Source organism: Paenarthrobacter nitroguajacolicus (assembly GCF_051027655.1).
In the GTDB taxonomy this organism is placed as follows: domain Bacteria; phylum Actinomycetota; class Actinomycetes; order Actinomycetales; family Micrococcaceae; genus Arthrobacter; species Arthrobacter nitroguajacolicus.
In genome coordinates this window covers 1,045,485-1,064,559 of record NZ_CP073234.1, presented here as the reverse complement: position 1 = coordinate 1,064,559, position 19,075 = coordinate 1,045,485, and the positions used below count along the sequence as shown (strand labels likewise).

The 19,075-nt window shown below is 61.0% G+C and carries 20 protein-coding genes; 13 read left to right on the top strand and 7 right to left on the bottom strand.

The annotated features are described in order from the left end of the window. Positions 1 to 52: 52 nt before the first annotated feature. Together KCX59_RS05395 and KCX59_RS05390 are read left to right on the top strand one after the other, a co-directional pair. Positions 53 to 817, top strand: coding sequence for a DUF6882 domain-containing protein (locus tag KCX59_RS05395; protein WP_179019961.1), 765 nt, complete (start codon positions 53 to 55; stop codon positions 815 to 817). Positions 818 to 931: 114 nt separating this feature from the next. After that, the gene (locus KCX59_RS05390; protein WP_256871773.1) at positions 932 to 2,218 is read left to right on the top strand and encodes a MinD/ParA family ATP-binding protein; all 1,287 of its coding nucleotides are present in this window, start codon (positions 932 to 934) and stop codon (positions 2,216 to 2,218) included. 5 nt (positions 2,219 to 2,223) lie between these two features. Here KCX59_RS05390 and KCX59_RS05385 read toward each other — a convergent pair whose 3' ends face one another. The 6 genes from KCX59_RS05385 to KCX59_RS05360 all read right to left on the bottom strand — a co-directional run bounded on the left by KCX59_RS05385 (position 2,224) and on the right by KCX59_RS05360 (position 10,093). Beyond that, a complete protein-coding gene (locus KCX59_RS05385; RefSeq protein ID WP_179019960.1) occupies positions 2,224 to 3,048 on the bottom strand; it encodes a DUF6177 family protein in 825 nt (274 codons plus the stop codon). A gap of 92 nt (positions 3,049 to 3,140) precedes the next feature. Continuing rightward, positions 3,141 to 3,521: a hypothetical protein gene (locus KCX59_RS05380; protein WP_179019959.1), complete on the bottom strand. Its 381-nt coding sequence runs from the start codon at positions 3,519 to 3,521 to the stop codon at positions 3,141 to 3,143. Beyond that, positions 3,511 to 7,488, bottom strand: coding sequence for a type VII secretion protein EccCa (gene eccCa / locus KCX59_RS05375; RefSeq protein ID WP_179019958.1), 3,978 nt, complete (start codon positions 7,486 to 7,488; stop codon positions 3,511 to 3,513). The genes KCX59_RS05380 and eccCa overlap by 11 nt, the downstream gene beginning before the upstream one ends. A gap of 4 nt (positions 7,489 to 7,492) precedes the next feature. Continuing rightward, entirely contained in the window at positions 7,493 to 8,488 is a 996-nt protein-coding gene (locus tag KCX59_RS05370) for a MinD/ParA family ATP-binding protein (RefSeq protein WP_179019957.1), read from the bottom strand. Continuing rightward, positions 8,481 to 9,833, bottom strand: a complete 1,353-nt coding sequence (gene eccD, locus KCX59_RS05365; RefSeq protein ID WP_179019956.1) for a type VII secretion integral membrane protein EccD — start codon at positions 9,831 to 9,833, stop codon at positions 8,481 to 8,483. Before eccD ends, KCX59_RS05370 begins: the two co-directional genes overlap by 8 nt. Then, the gene (locus KCX59_RS05360) at positions 9,830 to 10,093 is read right to left on the bottom strand and encodes a hypothetical protein (protein ID WP_179019955.1); all 264 of its coding nucleotides are present in this window, start codon (positions 10,091 to 10,093) and stop codon (positions 9,830 to 9,832) included. The genes eccD and KCX59_RS05360 overlap by 4 nt, the downstream gene beginning before the upstream one ends. A 238-nt stretch (positions 10,094 to 10,331) precedes the next feature. On the opposite strand from KCX59_RS05360, the gene KCX59_RS05355 reads away from it, so the two are divergent. From KCX59_RS05355 to KCX59_RS05335, 5 genes are read left to right on the top strand one after another with little or no spacing between them, the layout of a single operon-like run. After that, complete coding sequence (locus KCX59_RS05355; RefSeq protein WP_091465631.1) at positions 10,332 to 10,670, top strand: hypothetical protein; 339 nt, start codon at positions 10,332 to 10,334, stop codon at positions 10,668 to 10,670. A gap of 2 nt (positions 10,671 to 10,672) precedes the next feature. After that, entirely contained in the window at positions 10,673 to 10,978 is a 306-nt protein-coding gene (locus KCX59_RS05350) for a pore-forming ESAT-6 family protein (RefSeq protein ID WP_054808765.1), read from the top strand. An 18-nt stretch (positions 10,979 to 10,996) separates the two neighbouring features. After that, the gene (locus tag KCX59_RS05345; protein WP_178996151.1) at positions 10,997 to 11,368 is read left to right on the top strand and encodes a DUF6507 family protein; all 372 of its coding nucleotides are present in this window, start codon (positions 10,997 to 10,999) and stop codon (positions 11,366 to 11,368) included. Between the two features lie 4 nt (positions 11,369 to 11,372). Continuing rightward, a complete protein-coding gene (locus KCX59_RS05340) occupies positions 11,373 to 13,766 on the top strand; it encodes a DNA/RNA non-specific endonuclease (RefSeq protein WP_256871769.1) in 2,394 nt (797 codons plus the stop codon). An 11-nt stretch (positions 13,767 to 13,777) separates the two neighbouring features. Then, entirely contained in the window at positions 13,778 to 14,428 is a 651-nt protein-coding gene (locus tag KCX59_RS05335; protein ID WP_256870770.1) for a hypothetical protein, read from the top strand. A gap of 102 nt (positions 14,429 to 14,530) precedes the next feature. On the opposite strand, the gene KCX59_RS05330 is transcribed toward KCX59_RS05335, so the two are convergent. Further along, entirely contained in the window at positions 14,531 to 14,689 is a 159-nt protein-coding gene (locus KCX59_RS05330; protein ID WP_178996149.1) for a hypothetical protein, read from the bottom strand. Between the two features lie 153 nt (positions 14,690 to 14,842). On the opposite strand from KCX59_RS05330, the gene KCX59_RS05325 reads away from it, so the two are divergent. From KCX59_RS05325 to KCX59_RS05300, 6 genes are all read left to right on the top strand, one after another. Continuing rightward, positions 14,843 to 15,499 (top strand): hypothetical protein, encoded by a 657-nt coding sequence (locus KCX59_RS05325; protein WP_256870769.1) that lies wholly within the window; start codon positions 14,843 to 14,845, stop codon positions 15,497 to 15,499. 141 nt (positions 15,500 to 15,640) lie between these two features. Continuing rightward, complete coding sequence (locus KCX59_RS05320; protein WP_256871767.1) at positions 15,641 to 15,907, top strand: hypothetical protein; 267 nt, start codon at positions 15,641 to 15,643, stop codon at positions 15,905 to 15,907. Positions 15,908 to 16,059: 152 nt separating this feature from the next. After that, on the top strand, positions 16,060 to 16,725 hold the full coding sequence (locus KCX59_RS05315; RefSeq protein ID WP_256871764.1) for a hypothetical protein: 666 nt from the start codon (positions 16,060 to 16,062) through the stop codon (positions 16,723 to 16,725). Positions 16,726 to 16,860: 135 nt separating this feature from the next. Next, positions 16,861 to 17,946, top strand: a complete 1,086-nt coding sequence (locus KCX59_RS05310) for a hypothetical protein (RefSeq protein WP_256871762.1) — start codon at positions 16,861 to 16,863, stop codon at positions 17,944 to 17,946. Positions 17,947 to 18,184: 238 nt separating this feature from the next. Beyond that, complete coding sequence (locus tag KCX59_RS05305; protein ID WP_179019953.1) at positions 18,185 to 18,397, top strand: hypothetical protein; 213 nt, start codon at positions 18,185 to 18,187, stop codon at positions 18,395 to 18,397. Positions 18,398 to 18,400: 3 nt separating this feature from the next. After that, positions 18,401 to 19,051, top strand: a complete 651-nt coding sequence (locus tag KCX59_RS05300) for a hypothetical protein (protein WP_256871755.1) — start codon at positions 18,401 to 18,403, stop codon at positions 19,049 to 19,051. Positions 19,052 to 19,075: the final 24 nt, after the last annotated feature.

Sequence of the window (19,075 nt, the reverse complement as noted above, 5' to 3'; positions counted from 1 at the left end):
CCCCCCGAATTGACTTGCTTCTTTGTCTGGCGCCGTGCCTAGGCTGGGTCTCATGACTGAGCTGACCTTCCAGGACATCGTCGACGACGGCGCCATCCTTTTCCTCGAAACCCACCAGATGCAGGGCGACCGTTTCGAGGAATGGGGATACGAGCGTTGGAACACCGAAGACCAGTTCGCAAGTGTTGAATTCCACTTCCCCGGAAGAAGCTCGAAGCACCTTCACACTGCTTTTGTGGGAACCTCTGCCCCAGGTGCCAAGAGTTTCCTTTGGGCATGGGCGAATCCGAATGTCGCGGCGACGCCTGCCCAACAGGAAGTCTTTGACCAAGTAGTCGCGTTCGGCCGGCATTACGGAATTGAGGAACTGACCAACGGTGAGATTCCCTTCACTGCCATCGTTCCCGCCTACGCGGATGAGGAAGTCAGGCTCAGCGCTGAAAAGGCCGGAGCAACCCTGGTGGCCTTCAAAATCGCCACCGCAGTGAAGATGATCACGGGCAAAGCCAACCACTTCACGTCCGACATCGGCGGGGGCTCCATGGCCGTGGTCGCCTACGACAATGGCCACTTGGAATTGGGTCCGCCCTCCGCCCTTACCTTTCAGATGCGTCTCATGGAGGCTGTGACCGGCGGCATGATCGAGGACCACCGCCGCGCCGTCGAAAGCTACGCCCGTTTCCGCCTGCAGACGCCAGTCACGGAACCGTCTCCAGGCACTGTGGAAGTAACGTTCGACGACGGTCGGGCCACCATTGCGTTCGATGAGAACAACAGGCTTACCACCATGAATGCGTCGTTGACTGGTTCCAACTAGCAAGCCGAATGTATCTGCGCGGGACACGTGACATGACCCGCCCTGCCTACCCCGGCTAGTATCACTGGTTGGAGCGTCACCAAGATGCATAGCGGAATATCGAAGGGTACAGCGATGGAACTGGGGGCCACACGCGTCGAAGTGTTTGCCGACGGCAGGGTAACTGTAGGCGGAGAAGCCATTTCTCCGCCCGAGGGGATTGATCCCTACTCGGCTGCAATTGCGGTACTCGCGGACTATGCCAAGTCGTCCGGAGCGCCGGTTTTGGCGGATGCGATCGACCATGCCAAGGGGCAGGAAGGCCGGTTCCACGTGCATCCGGATGGTCGCGCGGAGGCGGTGGCAGGATTCCCGGGCGCCGTGGACTCCCCCGCTGCAGAATCGACCCAGCCCACCGCGGAATCAGCCGACGTCGGCCCGGCAAGCCCAAGCGCTGTTCCGGCAAACCCAGGCCCCGCCCAGGCAAACGCAAGCTACGGCTCCGCGCACCTCGAAACCCAATTCGTGAGGCCGGACAGGCCACGCCCCACCACAGGCTTCAGGGGCGTGCTGTATTCGGCTACGGGTGGTTTCGTGAACCTCGGCCCCAGCGCCAAGGACCAGGACGAGGCCGAGCTGGAACGCCGGATCGCCCGTCCGCTCTCCGGCAGCTTCAACACAGCGATCCTCAGCCTCAAGGGTGGCATCGGCAAGACATCCACCACGGTGGGCGTGGGCATGATCCTTGCCGAGTACCGTGGTGACCACCCGTGCGCGATCGATGCAAACCCTGACAGCGGTGACCTGGCCGAGCGGGCACTTGGAGAAATGCTCTACCAAAAGGTCAAGCCGCGCACCATTACGGACATCGTCCGGGACATCGACCAGATCACGTCCCTGACCATGCTGACCGATTACATGCACCACGCCAACCGGCTACACCTGGTGGCAGGAGAGCAGGATCCGGCGTTGTCCGATGCCCTGACGGCCGCTGAGTACCTCAAGATCAAGCAGTTGGTTTCCCAGTACTATTCGGTGACACTCACCGATTGCGGCACGGGCGTGTCCCACCCGGCCATGGCCGGCGTTCTCCCCGAAGCAACCAACCTGGTCATCGCGTCCGGCTATGCAGTGAGCGGCGCCAAGCGTGCCCGCAACACGCTTCAATGGCTGGCCGACCACGGGTACGAGGACCTGGCACGGAACGCCATTGTGGTGGTCACGGACAAGGACCAAGTGTCCAGCCGTGTCAACAAGCGTGCCATCGAAGAGCACCTCGCCGGCTTCTGCCGGCAGCTCATTACAGTGCCTCACGACCGCGGCGTGGCAGACGGCGACCGCATTTCGTTGGACAAGATCTCAGGCGGGACCCGCCGGGCCTACAAGGAAATCGCTGCAGCGATCGTGGACGGCTACACCTAGGCCAACTACTGGCCCTGCACCGCGTTGAGGATCCGTTGCTGCGTGTCGCGGGCTATGCCACCGTCCCACGCGGAAACCGCGGGGTACCGAATGGCCAAGTGCTGGAAGGGCGCCTGGCCAAGGACTTCCGCTGCCATCCCTTCAGGCTGCATTATCAGAGTCTCAGGAATGCTTCGGTGCAGCGACGGACCTAGTATCAGCAGCTGCGGCACCTTCAAGGCCTCCCTGCCTGCAGGGACGCTGAGCCCTGAAGCCCCGAAGTGCAGTTCCAGGCCGATTTCCTGTGCGTTCGCCCCCACGGCAGCGGCCTCAAGGGCAGCAGGATCGGGAAGAGCATCAACGTCGGGGGCAGAAATCAACACATCGAAAGCCTCCACCACACCTGCTTCCGTGCGGTAGGCAGTGACTGCCCCGGCGAACCCGTGACCCGACACCAGTTCAATCCCCCAGGGCATGTTCTCCCGAAGCCTGGCAGTCAGCACGGCCGGATCCCAAGGCTCCTGAAGCGGCTCTGCGGGACCCATAAATTCGGGAGTACATCCCGCCGCGGCCAACATCCCGGATGTGAACGTCCCCAGCATCAAGTCAGCCGAGGCGGCGTGCAGCACACTGCCATAAATCACGACGGCGGGACTCACCTGGGGTGCACCCGTCGTCACACCGGCATCTGTCGCCACCAATGCATCTGTCGCCACCAATGCATCGTGCAGCTGGCCGCCGGCTCCTTCCACAACCCAAGGAATTCCTGCGGCTTTGAGAAATGCCACCAGGGGATAACTCGCGGATGCGTCAGGAAGTGTCTGCAGGGCAACTACTCCGTTCCGCACCATCGCAGCCCCGGCCTCCTGCAGATCCCTGCGCAACTTCCTGCTGAGCCACGGACGGGCCGCGGGAGTTGGGACGGGGACCAAAGGTATTGACCTCATGCTCCCCATTCCGCGTTGATGACCTCATTTGACTGCGGATCAATCAGGAGTCCTTTGGTACCGATTACCGTAATCATCAGAAGGGCTCGCACGGCTTCGGCATTGTCCTTGTCATAGGGGCAGTTGACCTCGGACACCCAGGCGTCGCCGCCAAGCTGGTGGGCCACCTCCTCACCGAAGATCCGGCGCACTTCAGGGTTCGGCACCCGGGTGGGAACGCTGACAAGCCCCAGGTCCTCCCCCGCCAGGTTCACCACAAGGTTCTCTGAGCCCTCCACGGCGTTGAGTTGGAACTTGTTCTCGAACTGCTCGCAGGCATAGGCAAAGCGGCCTTCGCGAGGGTCCTGATCGCAAATCAGGTGAAAGTCATAGCTCATGGTGGACAACCTCATGATCGTGGTGGAAGGTCTGAACCGTCACAGGCGGACGGCTGGCGCGAAGGATCCTTGCCCTCCCCGTCGGAAGCGGGACGGGGCGCTCACCGTTCGCGATCACTCCTTCTGAACGGTCTCCCGAGAACATGACAACAGGAGCGCCAGCGGCTCGAAGACTTGCGATGAAGGGATCGTGCATCATCATGCCGCTACCCGTAGTCCGGCTGGTGACCATGGCGAAAAGCCCAATATCGGCCCCTGAAGGCAGGTAGCTTGCGAGCGCACGCAGCGGCTGGTTTCCCGTTGCGGCCAGAATGTCGTAGTCATCCACCAACAGGACAATCCTTGGCGTTTGGACTGGTGCGCTGCCCCCATCGCCCAGCCGGTCCCGCGCCTGGCCGGCAACGAACTCGGCCAACTGGGCCGCTCGTTGCCCATTGGAGGCATACTCCCCCAGATACGCCTCGGGGATGAAGTCCTGCAGCTGTTGGCGTGGGTCGAACACCGCAAAGGCCAGCTCACCTGGTTCGTGCGATGCCATCAACTGGGAGGCCGCCGTCCGCAGCAAGTTGGTACGGCCTGTTTCGGGATCGCCCACCACCACTGCTCCCCTGTCCGCGCCGAACAGATCAAGGTTCTCGGTGCCGGCGTCGTGCTCCCGGATACCCAGCGCAATGCTGCCGCGGACCGGACGGTGGTCCGGCGAAAGCCGCGTTAGTGTAGGCAGGACGCGAACTGGCGGTGCCGTTGAGGCGTTGTACTGGCGCAGGACGGCGCTGAGCTCGGCTAGTTCCTGTCCGGCGTTGTCCCGATCCGGGGTTGTGGACAACGACGGAAGGGAGAAATGCCCAATCGTCTTGTCCATTGTCAGGGCGCGCCCTGGCCGGTTTGCCCCGAGTGTTGTTGCGAGGCGACGATCGAGCGAATCGGCGGGGTCGGCAATGTGCAGCTCGATCCTGGTTCCCAGAAGCGACTGACGGGACATCCGGACCTCCGACCAACCGCGCAGGCTGACCACCACGTGCACGCCCAGGGTGCTGCCGCGTGTCATGACGTCGTGCACCGCTTCTTCCAGTTCAGGGAATTCGGAGGTCAGGCTTCCGAAGCCGTCAATGAAAAGGAAGGCGTCGGTGCATGCCAGTTCACTGAGCCCACCGCGGGACCGGAGCGCACGCATCGCTTGAAGGGAATCCAGCTTGTGCTGATCGAACACGGCTTGCCGGATGTTCAACAGGCCCTGGACTTCTTCAATGGTTCTCCGGAGCAGTTCCCGGTTGCCACGGCCGGCCACACCGCTGCAGTGCGGGAGCCCCGCCAGCCCGGCGAGCGCATTTCCGAGCAGGTCCACCGCGTAGATGTTGACGTCCTCCACCCCGTGGCTCAGAGCCAGCGTTGCGGCGATGGTGCGGAGCGCTGTGGATTTCCCGCTCTGTGGTGCACCGATGATGGCGAGGTTCCCGCCCCGGGCGGATAAATCCAGGTGCCATGGCCCTTGCCATTGCCGGGCAGGGTCGTCCAGGATTCCGACGGCGGGGCTCAGGTACTGCGGTTGGGCGAGCCTGGGGCCTGTGGAGGTGAGGTCGAGTGCTGCGCCGGTCCCCGCCAGTGACACGGCTACGGGCAAGGGCGGAAGCCACACGGGTTGCGTTAATCGCGGCTGCGCAGCGGCAAAACCCACGACGGCGGAGAGGATAGTTGCGCTTTCTGCTTCGTCTGAGGGGCGCTTGCTTTCCAACGCACCGCTCCTCGAGGAGGCGAGATCCGGCGTCAAGGCGAGATCCGGCACTTCCGTGGCCGAATCCGTTGCCAGGCGGAAGGACTGCACGGGGACAGACTCCGCAACTGTACTTACGGCGTCGTCATCCGGTGAAGGCAACGCACCCGAAACGTAGGCCGCACGGAATCGTTTGAACACCGTGGTGTCTACTTTCAGGATGCCGTGACCGGGGGTGCTGGGCAGGTGGTAGGCATCGGGGACATCGATGATGGTTCGGCTTTCGCTCTCCGAATTGGTGTGGAGGGCAATGCGGTAGGCCAGATAGGTATCGAGGCCGCGGAGCATCCCTTGCTCCACTTTCTGCGACGCCAGGAGCAGGTGGATGCCGATGGAACGGCCGATCCTGCCGATGGACAACAGGAGATCTATGAAGTCTGCGCGGGCGGTCAGCAGCTCCCCGAACTCATCAATGCACACGAACAAGTAGGGCAGCGGTTCGGCGAGTGCCGGGTTGTCCGGGTTCCTGTTGCGGGCGCTCCGATAATCGTTGATGTGGGCGAAGTCGCCGCCGTTCTTCAACATCTCCTGGCGACGTTTAACCTCTCCCGCCAGGCTGGAGTAAATCCTGTCCACCAGGCTGGCGTCGCTGACCAGGTTGGTGACCAACCCCGAAACATGCGGCGCGGCTTCGAACGGAGCGAACGTCGCTCCACCTTTGTAGTCGACCAGGACCATGCTGAGGTCCTCAGGCGAATGCGTGGCAATCAACGACAGGACAATGGTTCGCAGGAGCTCGGACTTACCCGACCCCGTTGCGCCCACGCATAGCCCGTGGGGACCCATGCCTTGCTGAGCGGGTTCTTTCAGGTCGAGGTGGACGGGTGTTCCGTCCTCGTCTTCTCCGATGGCAACCCTCAGGAAGTCCGAGCCGCGTTGGCTCTTCCACAACCGGAGCATGGCCTCGGCCGTGTACTCGGTGAGGCCCAGGGCTTCGGCGTAGCTGCGCGAAGACTTGTGCTCCCCGAATTCGTGGGACAACTCTGAAAGACGCAACGGCGCCAAGGCCCGGGCTACGGACTCGGCGACCACCGGAGGGACGTCATCAGCGATGCCCCGCATGGTTTGGCCGGTTGCCGTGGCTTCCAGCGTCAAGGCGTCAGGAGAGACCGTCAGGCGGAGGTCAACCCGTTCCGGCTCCTGTTGCTGCTCAGCCAGAACATGTATCCGGGTCACCGCGAGCCGGGACAATGGAAGGTCAGCGGGCAACCCGGGCAGCGCCACAGCGTTTTGCCCTGGCAGGTCCGTGATAATTATCAGTCGCGGAAGGGCATCTGCGGGGACCTGTTGAAAGTTACGGGCGGCGCTGTTCACTGCGGCGAGCCGGGCACCCATGGAGTTTTCCAGCAGGCCGGCCAGTTCGGTCAGGGAATCAGCCCTCCGCAGTGTTCCGCGCTCCTGCAGGTGCGGCAGCCATTTGGCCCACTCCCAGTCCTCCAGCTCGGCACCGGTAGCAACAATCCCAAGCTCGACGTCCTCGGGGGATTGCGCCGACGTGAGCTGGCAGAGCAGGCTGCGGCACACCATCAGTGCCGTTTCCCGATCCCCCACGATTGAGACGTCAGACACTGCACCCAGCGGCAGAGTCAGCGGCATATCCGGGTTGCTCCCAAAACGTTGGCGGAGCTGCTCAGCTTCAGAGAGCATGAAGGCATCCGGGCGTTCAACGGCGTCGCCGCTGTCCTGGATCGTGATGGGCCTTCGCGGAACGCTGCCGGTTCCCAAACGGGTGACCAGGAAGTCAGGGCTGGTCCGGCGGCGTTCCCAGAGCCGGTGGGGATCGTTGACCACGCTTTGCACCAAGCGATTCACCGGCGGATGGGCCGCATTTGCGCCAGCCCGCGCGTGTTGCTCTTCAGCCTCAAAGTCTGAGCGGCGGCGCCTGAGGTAGTCCATGTACAGACGGCGCTTGGCCGCCCTTTGCCGAGTGGCCTTGCCGCGCTGTGAGAACATCAGCACCACCGAAGCGAGGACGGTGGCAACCATCATGATCGCGCCGATGCCGGCCAAGGATGATCCCCGGAAGAGCATCATGACCGTCACCGACGTGGCAGCTCCCAGCATCGGCACCAGGGCCAGCAGGTTCATCCCGCCTGCTCCCCCGGCCAGCTGCGGCGGGGCGTCCAGCAGTGCAGCTTCGGGTGCCTTTTCAGGAAGTGTGGTCCGGGCAGGACGATGAACGATCCGTGTGGTCATGCGCTCAGGCCCTGTTCGCGGCCATCAAGGCCTTGCCGGTGAGTTCCGTGGCCGCGATCCTGGTTCGGGAGCCCAGACGGCTGAGTTGCAGGCTGCTGCCACTGGCCAGGTGACGGTCGTAGGGCAACATGCCATCGCTCAGCGCTGCCTCATGGTTCTGCCGGGACCTGACCACTACTGATATCTGGTGAACGTCCGGGAATGACTTGCCCAGCGATTCTTGAATCGAAGCGAGTTTGGCTGCCTCCGGGTTTCCCGGAGGAGAAACCAGCACCACGGCATGCGCGGTTCCCAGCAGCGCGGCTGCGTGTCGGGACAAAGGTGAGGCGCCGCCGTCGACGACTGTTACCGCCATGAAGCGCGACAGCGTGGACGAGACGTCCGTCCATTCCTGCAAAGCGACGGGCGCGTCTGCCAGAGCGGGAACGTCCGCTCTCCCGGCGGCGAAGACCTGGCTGCCGCAGGACGCGGCGTGCTTGACGGCGTCGGGCAACGTACGGACTGATTGTGTACGGAATTGCTGCATGAGCTCGGTCAAAAGGGCGGCCTGCGAGGACCCGAGGTAGCGCAGGAGGTTTCCGCTGTGATCGGTGGCATCCACGGCGATGACCGGCTCCTGCCGGATGCTGCCCAGCAACTTAGCCAATAATGCCGCCACGGTGGTGGTGGCCGCGCCGCCTGCCGTCCCCAAAACTATGATCCGCCGCCCGGTGGTGATGGGGGCTTCAACCGCGGAACTCGCCCGGATGAGGCGCTCGGACAACGCCCCTGAGGTCACGGCGTCGGTCACCTCGAAGCGGACGCGTTCCCACCAGGTGTCGCCACTTCTCTTGCGTGATGGGGCTTGCGGCACAGTTGCGGTGACGGGTGCGGTTTGCGGCGCAGGGGCAGGAGGGGTCGACGGCGGTACCTCCGCGGTAGTGCCGCCCATCCCGGGAAACCCGCCCACCGGTGCGGGCGGCTGGCCAATCGGGAATCCTGAACGCGATACTTCAGCCAAAAGTCTGTCCTAGCTGTGTGTAGGCACCGGAAAGTCCGAGCACCAAGGGAATCGTGGCGAGCACGCACAGGAGTTCGAGCCGCGAGGCAATGACGCGAAGCCGGGCAGCAGTCTGCTCCCGGACCCTGACTATGCAGGCCACCAGCACCAGAACTGCCAGCGCTGCCGCGACCACAAGCCAGAGAGGCTGCTTGGATGCCAGGACAAAGACCAAGGTGGCGCCCCAGCAGGCACCAGCCGCTGCCACGTAGACACCGGCACGTTGTGCAAGCAACGGCAACGCCAGCCCCCTGAACGTCAGGGCCCCCAACAAGGCCACCGCGAGCAAGACCGCCCAGACGGGCCGGTTCTTCGCCGTCGCAACAACCACCACTGCCACGCCGGCTATGACCGCTGCAGTGAGCGTCCAGCCCGTCAGGGTTGCGTGCGCTGCGTGAACGGCATCCAGCGTCGTGTTGCGGGTGATCCGTTTGCCTTGGCGTTGATCGTCATCCAAACCGCTAAGGCCTGTCAGTATTGTGGCCAGTCGGGGCGCCACACCCAGGGCAAATATGGCCACGATGCCTGTGATACCGGCCGAGAGTGGCTGGTCCCGCGTGCTGAAGCCCAGCAATGCCCACAAACCGCCCAAAGTGAGGAGCAGTCCAGCGCTTGAAAGAAAAGGTATGTATTTGGCCGTCGCGACGCCCGAGGCAGCTAACGCGAGGACCAAGGCGGCGGACAGGAGCAGAGCTCCAGTCGCGAAAGGCGTCACTATGAAACATGTGGCCGCAGCAGTCGCCAGCCCGGCGGATACGAGCGCGAGTCCTGCCGGGATGGAACGTGCGCGGCCGGCTATGGCGCCGAGCAACATGAGGGCGGCCGCGATCGCGATGCCGATGAGGGCGGCGTCCCTGTTTCCTGTTCCGCGCAGGACCACCACGAACGACGAACTGGCAGCGGCCATCAACAAACCAGCTACGGTCGAGAGTCCTATGGACCTCAGCTTGTCCGCCCACAGTGCCGGGAGGCGCTCTGTGGATTCGGCCGTGAAGGAGGGGACGTCGTAAACGTCCGGCGCTGACGGAACATCGCGTTCGTCGCGGAGGTAGAGCATGGAGCCATCGGAGATACCTGCTTGGCGTAGCGTCAGTGAGCTTTCCAAAGTGACACCAACGCTGGTGGTCAGCACCGACGAGGTAAGGAGCGCGGTAGTGGTGCCAGCGGATGTTCCGGCACTGGCGGGCTCATTCATCAGGTCCAGGATCTGGGGCATTAGCGATGCTATGGGCTCATCGGAAGGGAGCCTCACATCAAGGTGCCGGTGGGCCGCAATAACTGTGACCCGGCTCAAGGCTGTGCTCATGGGGTTCCTTCGATGAGAGTTGCTGATGCTGAAGGCCCTGCTTGTTTGGCAGCCTGTTCGTTGAGCAGATGCTGGACAAAACTGAAACCAACACAAATGGCAGCGATGAGGGCCGCAATCAGAAGTGATTGCATCAACCGCGCTGTCGCCGTCTTATAGTTGCGTTCATACGGGTTCTGCCCGAACAACAGTGAATCGTCGAGTCTATGCTTCCTTACCCGGGCAGACTCAAGCAGCCGGGAATCGTAATCTTCAGCCATGTGCGGCCACCCCCATCAGGCTCCTGTACGGCGTCATAGTGCCATCAACCCTAATCCATGGGTGGGTTTCAGTACGGTCCAGACCTTAGCATCCGGTCTGTGACGGGGCTGTCATAAAAAATTCAGCTCCTTGTTACTGCATCGACTGGACTTATCATGTCGTATTCGCAATGCTGGTTAAGCTTGTTCCTGTCCTTCGGGGCCGGTACTGACCTTTTATCTTCTACTGGGGGAACCAATGGCCATCTTTGATATGGGTGCCGAGACACTCGGTAACCTGACCAAACAAACCGACGCATCCCATCAGGACCTCGGCGCCTTGGTGCGCCGGTTCGTGGACGCCGTCACCCCGCTGGAAGGTAAATTCAGCGGCGCCGGCAAAGCCGCGTTCGACGCGTTCAAGAACCGCTCGGACCTGGTCGCCTCCGAACTGAACACCGCCCTGGCCGGGATCGTCCAAGGCCAGTCCGGAATGAACACCGCCTTCACCCAAGGCGACCTGTCCGCATCGGACAACGCCCGCCGCTCCGAAGGAGCCGCGAACTTCGACGCCGCACGATTCCAAGGCAGGGCATAACCATGACCAGCAACCGCATCGCCTACGACACCAACGTCTCCGCCCAGGTCCAGTCCGACATCCAAGCCCTCGCCGCGCAACTGGAAACCCTCATCGCCGCCCGCCAGTCCGACGTGAACCAGGCCATGGCCGACTTCCGCGCCGACGGCGTCGACGCCGAATACCAGGCTGTCGAAGCGCGATGGACCTCCGCCGCGGACGAAGTCAAGGCCATCATCGCCCTGGTCCGAACCACCCTGGGCACCAACGACGACACCGCTACCACCGCCGCGACCTCTGCCCGCAACGCCGTGCAGAGCATCGGCTAACCGCAGCCTCTTAAAGCTATGGCTGCATGGAATATAGACGTCGCCGCCTCTTCTTCGACCATCAAGGCCACCGCGGCCCAGGTTGAGGGTGTCCAGCCCTCCCTTGAAGGCATGGGCAAGGCCTTGGAACAGGCCGCTGCCGCGCTTCCTGGAGACGCGGGCGTGGTCCTCGCGGCGCTGAACGATGTGGTGGCTCTCAAGCTTGCGCCAGCAGCCACTGAAGTGGTGAGCCGCTCGGAAAACGTCATCACCTCGACCGCCCAGGCGCTGAACTTTTACCAACAAGGTGACCTGACCATGGCTACGGCTGCTCAACGGAGCGCTGGCCAGGTAGATCAACACCCCACTACTGCGCCCCATGGCGGTCCCGCGAAGCTCGTAAGGGACTAAGAAGATGTCAAACAGTTCGGACGTTGGCCCCTCCGGGTTGAACCCCACCGGCGGGTTCGCACTGCCCGACGTTGATTCCCTGGACGCTGCGGCGCAATCGCTAAGGCAGCACGCCGATGATTTCCTCTCCGGCGTAGCTACCTCCACGGCGATCTGGCGCGGACTCTCCGGTTCCTATTCCTCGGACGAGTCACCCACCGTGCTCGCGGCGTTCGGCACCATCATGCCCTCAGCCCAGCGCGTGCAGGGAGCCGGGGCATCCACGTCTACGGCTTTGGCGACCTTCTCCTCGACATGCCGGGACCTGAAGCAACGCCTCGAGGCCTACGGCCGGCAGGTTCATGCACTGGATGCTGACATCGGGGCCTTTCCCACGTCGGTGGAAAAAGTCACCATGGTCAAGGGTGAACGTATAGTTCGGAATGAACAGCAGCACTGGACCGGAGAAGCCGACCTGACCGCCCGGCACGACACGCTCGCCGCTGAGGTCAAAGCCATCCACGATGACTACCTCGCAGCACAAAACACCTGCGCAGGCGCCCTCGCCGCTGCCTCCGGCGGAGAAACATATACCGTCTCCCGCCCCGCCGCTCCAGACCTGAAAACCGGAAACTGGATGGACGAACTCCTCTGGAACGCCGGGACCTTCCTCGGAAAAGAACACCCTCAAGAGGAGCAGCCCTGGGGCAAAGCAACAGTTCCCTATCGCCCCAACGGGGTTGTAGGGCTCTTGCAGGGCTTCGGCGCCGGATTGATCGAGACCGTTGATGGAGTCTGGTCTCTGACAGGAACGTTGAACCCGGGAAAGCGCGACCAAGCCTGGGGCGGAGTGAACGCAATGGTGGGCGCAGCCGGAACACTTGCGCTGGTGCCCCTGACCTCCTTCGATGCCAAACGTCGGGAAGAGGACGCACCAAAGGTCCAAGAAGCCTTGGACCTGTTCGGGTCGATAGGCCCGGCTTTCATTCACCAAGACGAAGCAGACACAAACGCAGGTTGGGCCGCCGGAGCAACCACCTTCAACGTGGCTAGCCTTTTTGTTGGTGCTGGGGCTGGCGCCGGCGTGAAGGCCGGAACCCTGGCAACAAAGACTGGAATGGCGGCGGAAAGACTCAGTGTCGTCGCATCCCAGAGCACGAGGCTGAGCGGGACGTCGGCCATGCTAGGCACTACTGCGAATGCGCTGAAGGTAACTGGCATCTTCCTCGACAAGCCAGGCTCGCTCGCGTTGAAGGTCTCCGACATCCTCATGCCGAACACCACTGCCAAGGTCCAGGACACAATGACCAAGGCGAGCGTAGCCACCTGGGCTGCGATCACAGATGCGAAATCCACGGCCGTGGAAGCCGTCGGCGGTGCCAAGCGGCTGGTGGCCAGCGGGCTCGAAAAGCTCGCCGACGACGTCAGAGCTGTGGAAGCCAGTTTCCCTGGGGCCCTGATTCCGGAACCCAGTGGTGTCATGACCCGCACCGGTATCCACACTGGCCTTCCGGAGTTAATGGACAACAAAGCGGCCACCATCCGAGAGAACAATCCCCCCGCATTCGTGCCACCCAAGGCTGCCAGCACAGACGTGCCCACCCATCCGGCCGAACCAACCGTCGTGCCAGACCACTTCGTCCACCCGACCAAAGTCGAGAACACGATAATTGTCAGGCACGGAGACCTGCACTTCCCCGTCAGCCGGAGAGACAACTTCGCCGCCAAAACCGGGTTGGAGCCAAACACCGAGTACATCGTGGACCACCGCACCAAAATGAAGGACGCCGACGGGGGCCACGACGCCAATACGTTGGAGAAGTTCTATACCGACGAAAACGGCAACGTGACCATCGTCAACACCTACGCCGGCGTCAGAGGTGCCTGGTCCGTGGAACTGAACAAGCCCATGCCCAACGTCACCTACAACGTCGTTGCCCAGGTCGACGGTGGGCTGCAGAACACCTTCACCCTCAAGATGGACAACAACGGACACCTCGCCTCAGCCAAAGGCCACATCGTCTCAACCTTGGTCGGCGACGCCAACCGCAACGGCTATCAACAACGCAAAGCCGGCTGGCTCGGCGGGCGGGGCTACGATGGCGGCCACGCAGCACCATCCGCCCTAGGATTCATCGGTGAGCGCGGCGGGATCTTCCCCCAACACGAATGGCAGAACCGCAAGGCCGGAACACCCAACGAAATCGACGAGGCAAACAACTTCCACGACACCGAGATGGAAGTCATCGCCAAGGTCAAACGTGATCTAACTGAAGGGAAACCGATAGATCTTACTTGGGAGATGACTCTTACGAGAAGTAACCACTCAGCCGTTCCTCCGACCGTAAAATTGGAATACTCATTCGGGTCAATGGACCCAGTCATTGCAAGATTCAATAATCTGAAGATAAGCGAGTAGGTTTAAGAAACGTGACCACCTTTGATCTGAACGAAGACCCGTGGGTTGAAAGCGGACTGACCCGACTCCACGATGAGGCTTTCGGAAGTTCAGGGTTCGCTCACGGCGCCAGTGAACTGGTCGATGTCCTCGTGCACAGAACCAGCGGCACATTCTGGCGCGGGCAAATGTACCAGAGCGGTAGGCGCGTCCCCCGCGGAAGTGATTTTCACTTCTCGGACGATTTCTTGGCAACGTGGCTGGATGAGTGCCACGTCCGAGCTTATAAGCGCGGCATGGGGACATGGACCACGGCCGAGGTTCACATCTACCCCGACCGGCCCGGAAGACTTGATCTTTTCGAAGAGGAGATTCTGGAGAGGATGCCGGACGGGCATTGGTACCCCGGAGCACGTCCGTCTGGAGCAGGAGCCTGGGCGCAGCAGCTCCTCGCGTTTCCTCGGTCGCAAGAATATATCCCCGGTTGGATGTGGGAGATTTTTCGGGCCGAGGAGGTGACTCCTCCCCTTTACAACCCAGAGCTCCAGTCGGTGGATTGGAAGAACCGGCGTCGACCGGTCACAGACAGGGGAACCGACTTCGCAGCCGAACCAATTATCATCGACCCGTCGCTGGAGCCGGGGGTCTTCGCCAAGATCAGCAAGAAACTCTTCGGAGCATAAGACAAACGAGATCAGTCGACCCTGTCCGGTTCACCCAGTCGGACGTCCTGCCACCCGCGAAACCCTCGCCCGCCGTCGTCGACCTCCAATTCCTGTAGAAGGCTAGCCCGCAACGGCTATCAGCAACGTAAGGCCGGCTGGCTCGGCGGCCACGCAGCACCATCCGCCGTAGGATTCATAGGTAAGCGCGGCGGGATCTTCCCCCAGCACGAATGGCAGAACCGCAAGGCCGGCGATCCGAACGACCAGTTCAATTTCCACGACTCAGAGATGCAGGCCATTGATAGGGTCAAGATCTTATGCCACCGGTGCGGTCAGGCCTGCCAGGAAGCTTCCGCTTGACATACTTCTTCGGCATAGAAAGACCATACGATCAAGTATTCAGCAATGTCCCCCTACGAAAATTAGGCTCCAATGGTCACGTTTGACTTGAATTCAGAACCCTTTGTCGAGCTCGGATTGCTGCGCCTATCCGGCGAAGCGTTCGGCCCTCAAGGCTTCGCCCAGGGAATGGACGAGGTTTTTCATATGTTGATCCATCGCAGAACCAGCACATTTGGGTATGGCCATATGGTTTCAGGCGAACGTCTTATCTTCACTGGACGGTCAGATGCCGATAGGTTCTCCTATGACGGCTTGAACGCCTGGCTCGATGAATGTCGATTTCTGGCGTATTCGCCGGGTGTAGGAACGTGGACTACGGCCGTCGTCCATGTCTTTCCAGATCGGCCCGGACGGCTCGACCTCTACGACGAAGAGATTTTGGAGAGAGATGCCCAAGGTAACTGGCCGCCCGGCGGGCAGCCTGCCGGGGCCCAAACGTGGGCCCAGCAGCTCCTCGCTTTCCCGCGACTCCTCAGCAATATCCCGGGGTCGATGTTGGAGATCTTGAGGACTGAAGGCGTTACCCCTCCGATTTACAACCCGGAGTCCGCTTCGGTGGACTGGAAAAACCGGCGCCGGCCGGTCACTGAACGCGGAACTGACTTCACAGTCGAACCGACCGTTATAGACCCTTCTCTGGAGCCTGGTGTTTTCGCCAAAATCAGCAAGAAGCTCTTCGGAGCATAAGACAAGCTAGACCAGTCGACCCTATCTGGTTGAGCTCAGCCAGTCGGACGTCTCTCCGCCCGCGAAACCCTAGCCCGCCGTCGTCGACTTTCCTCAAACCTTCAGGAGACCTGCCGCGGTGGCATCAGGTACGGCACCAGAATGAAGGACGCCGACGGGGGCCACGACGTGTCCACCGTGGTCGGCGACGCCAACCGGAACGGCTATCAACAACGCAAGGCCGGCTGGCTCGGCGGCCCCGGCTACGACGGCGGCCACGCAGCACCGCCCGCCCTAGGGTTCATAGGTGAGCGCGGAGGAACCTTCCCGCAACACGAATGGCAGAACCGCAAGGCCGGAACACCCAACGAAATCGACGAGGCAAACAACTTCCACGACACCGAGATGGAAGTCATCAATGGGACCTGAAGGCGCGGCCGGCAAGCGGTCAACCCATAAGCTTGAAGTGGGGGATGGAGTTGGTCCCGAGCTCAAAACCCGCTCTACCTTCCACGATTCGGCTCCGCTATAACTTCGCAGGAGAAGTGATAGAAGGGTTCGTTTCAATAACCTAAACAGGGATGGAGTTCTTGCCGATGCGCGAGAGTAGGACGTTAGAGAACGAGTTTGTGAGAGAGGGGCTCACACGCCTTCAGGAAGAGGCATTCTCTGAGCGCGGACCCGGTTACGGTGCCGAAGAAGTGGTGAGTACTTCGGTCGTCCAAAAAGCGATTTCGCGCCGGTACGACGACGTCAGGCTTAACGGGAAGTGGGGTCAGGCGGATATCTCATCGGACTTCTCAGACGAGGCCATGGACAGGTGGCTCCTTGAATTGCGAGAACGTTGCTATGTAGTCGGTGAGGGTACGTGGATGACCTACCGGGTGTTCCTTTATCCCGATGAGCCCGGGCGACTTGAAGTCTTCGACGAAGAGATACTAACGAAAGGTCTTCACTCCACGTCAGGCCGGCTCAACGCACCCTCAAGCGCGGCAACACTAGTATCTGAACTCATTGCATTCCCTCGTACAGCGGAGAACATCCCACAGTGGATGTGGGCGACGTTCAGCGCGGAAGGCGTAACACCTCCCTTATATAATCCAGAGTTCCAGTCCGTGGACTGGAAGAACCGTCGCCGACCGGTCACTGACAGAGGAACCGACTTCACAGTCGAACCGACAGTTATAGACCCTTCGCTAGAGCCGGGCGTCTTCGCCAAAATCAGCAAGAAGCTCTTCGGAGCATAAGACAACGAGCCAGTCGCCCCTGTCCGGTTCACCCAGTCGGACGTCTTGCCATCCGCGAAACCCTAGGCCGCCGTCTTCGACCTCTAATTCCTGCAGAAGGCTAGCCGGGGTGCGAGCATCCACTAGCGCTCCAACGTGAAGGACGCCGACGGGGGCCACATCGTCTCCACCCTGGTCGGCGACGCCAACCGCAACGGCTATCAACAACGCAAGGCCGGGGCCCGGCGGCCCCGGCTACGACGGCGGCACGCAGCACCATCCTTCTTCGGATTCATAGGTGAGCGCGGCGGAATCTTCCCCCAACACGAACGGCAGAACCGCAAGGCCGGAACAGAAAACGATGATACTGACTTCCATGAGATCGAGATGGATGTCATCAGAGAAGCCAAAATACTCCTAGAAGAGGGCAGCGCACCGGACTTAACGTGGGAGATGGAACTCGTTCCAGGGAAGAAACCCGGAGTACCCGACTCCATGGAATTGAGTTATGCATTCGGAGATGAAGAGGTCAGCGTCGAGAGATTCAATACCTCCCCCGCAACCCGAGTTAGGCTAGTCGCGATGCGCAACAACTTCCTGAACTCCGAGGCCCTGGTTATTGATGGACTGCAGAGGCTGTCATATGAAGCTTACGGTCCTGAAGGTTTCGCCCGCGGATCGGATGAGGTCATCCACGTTCTAATTCATCGCGGTTCCAGAACGATGGGTTATGGATACCTAATTGCAGGCGCCCAGAAGACCAGCAGGGGTCTAAAGGGAGGGAAAGACGAATTTTCTCGAGAAGCCCTCCATGATTGGCTGGACGAGTGCCGCGACCTCGCGTACTCCCCAGGAATCGGAACTTGGACTACGGCTGAGGTCCACGTCTTCCCGGACAAGCCAGGACGACTGGACTTTTTCGAAGAGGAACGCCTCCGAAAAATGAGCAATGGCCGCTGGTACCCCGGCGCCGAGCCAGCAGACGCTGTTGTGTGGACCAAACAACTACTGAGATATCCAAGAACGGCGTATAGCATCCCTTCTTGGATGTGGGACGTTTTTCGCGCCGAAGGCGTTACCCCTCCGATTTACAACCCTGAGTTCAAGTCGGTTGACTGGGAGAACCGGCGCCGGCCGGTGACTGAACGCGGAACTGACTTCACCGTCGAGCCAACTGTGATTGACCCTTCGCTGGAACCGGGTGTTTTCGCCAAAATCAGCAAGAAGCTCTTCGGAGCATAGGACAAACGGGCCCAGTCGCCCCTGTTCGGTTGAGCTCAGCCAGTCGGACGTCGCTCCGCCCGCGAAACCTTAGCCGCCGTCGACTTTCCTCAAGCCTTCAGGAGATCTATCGCGGTGGCATCGAGTACGGCACCAAAGCGAAGGACGCCGCCGGGGGCCATTACGCCGATATCTTGGAGAAGTTCTCACCGACGCAAACGTCTGCAGTCCACCGTCGACTTGGGCGACGACGTTGTAGGTGACGTTGGACAACTTCCACGACACCGAGATGGAAGTCATCGCCAGAGTAAAGAACGATTTGACCGAGGGTATGCCGGTCGATCTTCAATGGGAGATGGAACTGGTCCCCGGACATCGGGCCGGGGTCCCAAACAATCTGCAATTGAAGTACAGATTTGGACACGAAGAGTGGCAGGATTTCGAGTTCAACAACCCTAATGAGGAAGGCTGAGGTATGACTGAATACAATCTCGGCTCACAGCCGTTAGTTCTTCAAGGACTTGCACGGCTTCACGAAGAAGCGTTCGGTGCATCCGGTTTTGCCTTGGGGATGGATGAGGTGGTTGACATCGTCATTAAGCGACCATCGTCGACATACAGGCGCGGGCACATGAAGTTAGGCGCTGAAATTGTGCCGCGTGAACGTGATGCCAAGTACTCAAGGGAGGCACTTAGCAAGTGGCTGGACGACTGTAGAGCCCTCGCGTATGTTCCTGGTCGAGGAACGTGGACAACAGCCGAAGCACACGTTTTCGCGACGAGCAGTGGTCTGCTGAATCTCTTTGACGATGAACATCTGGATCGGATGCCCAACGGCGATTGGTACCCGGGAGCCAAGCCCTCTGGAGCCGCAACCTGGGCGCAGCAGTTGCTGAGCTTTCCAAGGACTGTAGACAATATCCCTCCGTGGTTGTGGGACATCTTCCGGGCTGAGGACGTGACTCCACCGATTTACAGCCCGGAGTTCAAGTCCGTTGATTGGAAAAACCGTCGCCGACCGGTTACCGAAAGCGGAACGGACTTCAACGTGGAACCAACCGTGATTGACCCATCCCTTGAACCAGGCATTTTTACCAAAATCAGCAAGAGGCTCTTCGGTGGTTAAATCAACGATCGTTCAATAACTAGA

What these genes read in the sequence shown, in the direction of transcription:
- KCX59_RS05395 (WP_179019961.1), top strand. Translation starts at nt 53, where the DNA reads ATGACTGAGCTGACCTTCCAGGACATCGTCGACGACGGCGCCATCCTT.
- KCX59_RS05390 (WP_256871773.1), top strand. Translation starts at nt 932, where the DNA reads ATGGAACTGGGGGCCACACGCGTCGAAGTGTTTGCCGACGGCAGGGTA.
- KCX59_RS05385 (WP_179019960.1), bottom strand. Translation starts at nt 3,048, where the DNA reads ATGGTGCGGAACGGAGTAGTTGCCCTGCAGACACTTCCTGACGCATCC.
- KCX59_RS05380 (WP_179019959.1), bottom strand. Translation starts at nt 3,521, where the DNA reads ATGAGCTATGACTTTCACCTGATTTGCGATCAGGACCCTCGCGAAGGC.
- eccCa (WP_179019958.1), bottom strand. Translation starts at nt 7,488, where the DNA reads ATGACCACACGGATCGTTCATCGTCCTGCCCGGACCACACTTCCTGAA.
- eccD (WP_179019956.1), bottom strand. Translation starts at nt 9,833, where the DNA reads ATGAGCACAGCCTTGAGCCGGGTCACAGTTATTGCGGCCCACCGGCAC.
- KCX59_RS05360 (WP_179019955.1), bottom strand. Translation starts at nt 10,093, where the DNA reads ATGGCTGAAGATTACGATTCCCGGCTGCTTGAGTCTGCCCGGGTAAGG.
- KCX59_RS05355 (WP_091465631.1), top strand. Translation starts at nt 10,332, where the DNA reads ATGGCCATCTTTGATATGGGTGCCGAGACACTCGGTAACCTGACCAAA.
- KCX59_RS05350 (WP_054808765.1), top strand. Translation starts at nt 10,673, where the DNA reads ATGACCAGCAACCGCATCGCCTACGACACCAACGTCTCCGCCCAGGTC.
- KCX59_RS05345 (WP_178996151.1), top strand. Translation starts at nt 10,997, where the DNA reads ATGGCTGCATGGAATATAGACGTCGCCGCCTCTTCTTCGACCATCAAG.
- KCX59_RS05340 (WP_256871769.1), top strand. Translation starts at nt 11,373, where the DNA reads ATGTCAAACAGTTCGGACGTTGGCCCCTCCGGGTTGAACCCCACCGGC.
- KCX59_RS05325 (WP_256870769.1), top strand. Translation starts at nt 14,843, where the DNA reads ATGGTCACGTTTGACTTGAATTCAGAACCCTTTGTCGAGCTCGGATTG.
- KCX59_RS05320 (WP_256871767.1), top strand. Translation starts at nt 15,641, where the DNA reads ATGAAGGACGCCGACGGGGGCCACGACGTGTCCACCGTGGTCGGCGAC.
- KCX59_RS05315 (WP_256871764.1), top strand. Translation starts at nt 16,060, where the DNA reads ATGGAGTTCTTGCCGATGCGCGAGAGTAGGACGTTAGAGAACGAGTTT.
- KCX59_RS05300 (WP_256871755.1), top strand. Translation starts at nt 18,401, where the DNA reads ATGACTGAATACAATCTCGGCTCACAGCCGTTAGTTCTTCAAGGACTT.